2 protein-coding genes and 1 pseudogene are annotated in these 1,406 nt (G+C 32.8%); all 3 read right to left on the bottom strand.

Features of this window, described 5'->3' with window-relative positions; all coding sequences use genetic code 11:
• Positions 1-385, bottom strand: a 385-nt coding sequence (locus tag FUA24_RS03955) for an MBL fold metallo-hydrolase (protein ID WP_148540152.1), incomplete at its 3' end; no start/stop codon positions are given.
• A 70-nt stretch (positions 386-455) separates the two neighbouring features.
• Positions 456-1,256 (bottom strand): sulfite exporter TauE/SafE family protein, encoded by an 801-nt coding sequence (locus FUA24_RS03950; RefSeq protein WP_147136144.1) that lies wholly within the window; start codon positions 1,254-1,256, stop codon positions 456-458.
• Between the two features lie 2 nt (positions 1,257-1,258).
• Positions 1,259-1,406 (bottom strand): annotated as a pseudogene (locus tag FUA24_RS25585) (YeeE/YedE family protein); the annotation flags it as partial.

The raw sequence follows: 1,406 nt of genomic DNA, 5'->3' as shown, positions 1-1,406 counted from the left end.
TAGCGTGGTCTTTCCCGTTTTCATCAATTAATAAATAGGTGGCAGATTCTAAAGTGTGGCCAGGTGTATGAAGCACCTTTATAGTGATTTTTCCTATTTTAAAAGTTTCGTTATCTTTTGCAATATAGGCATCATAATCTGTTTTAGCATTAGGGCCAAAAATAATTGTAGCGCCTGTTTTATTGGCTAAATCAATGTGACCAGATACAAAATCGGCATGAAAATGTGTTTCAAAAATATATTTAATGGTAGCATGTTCTTTAGTAGCCTTGTCAATGTATTGTTGTGTTTCGCGTAGTGGGTCAATTATAGCAACTTCGCCTTCAGATTCTATGTAATAAGCCCCTTGTGCTAAACATCCTGTATATATTTGTTCTATTTTCATTTTTTTAATCTTTTTCGTATTCAAAATTACTAAAGTGCTTCAGTTTTGAGTGTGACTAAAGTCACATAAATTATTCTAGGCTAGTTTCTCTGTATACAATGTATATAGCCATTATTAAAGTGAAAATACCAAAGCTTTTCTTTAGCTTTTTTCCGCTTATAAATTTTGATAAATACACGCCTAATAAAATACCAATAATAGAAGTTATGGTGAATGATAGCAGAAAAAACCAATCTATTGCTAGTGTTTGCATATCACCAGTAAAACCAATTAAAGAGTTAATTGTTACAATAATTAATGATGTGCCTACAGCTTTTTTCATGGGTATATTGGCCCAAAGTACTAAAGCGGGTACGTATAAAAAACCGCCACCAGCACCAATTATTCCTGTAATAGTACCAATGATTATACCTTGTATAAATGTTTTGTAATACGGCTGACTATTTTTTGTAGTAACATCAGATTTTTTTTTGTTTTTTATCATAGAAACTGAAGAAATAAGCATGATAATTGAAAAGAAAATCATGATGCTCATTTCTTTTGTAATTTCAATGCTTTCTATTGAAAAAAGACTGTCTGGAATATTAGGTACCAAGTAGCGCCTTGATAAATATACAGCCACAAATGAAGGAAAAGAAAACGCTAAACCTGTTTTAAAATCAACCAACCCTTTTTTGTGTTTTTGAAGTGTGCCAACTAATGATGTTGTGCCTACCACAAATAACGAATAGGCTGTAGCAATTATAGGGTTATAACCCAATAAATACACCAACAATGGCACTGTTAAAATTGAACCGCCACCGCCTATTAAGCCTAGTACTAAACCAACAATTAGTGCGCCAATATAACCTAAAATATCTGTGTTGTCCATTTTTAATGTGGTAGTTTATTTTTTAAAATACCATATAAAAACGTACCTATTAATGCCGCTGCAATTACAATTAGCATGCTAAAAACACCAGTGCCTAAAAGTATATACATTGGGCCAGGGCATGCGCCAATTAAAGCCCAACCAAGTCCA

This window comes from Seonamhaeicola marinus (genome assembly GCF_008085455.1).
Note: the sequence above shows the minus strand (reverse complement) of the source record. Positions and strands in the feature narration are given on the sequence as shown.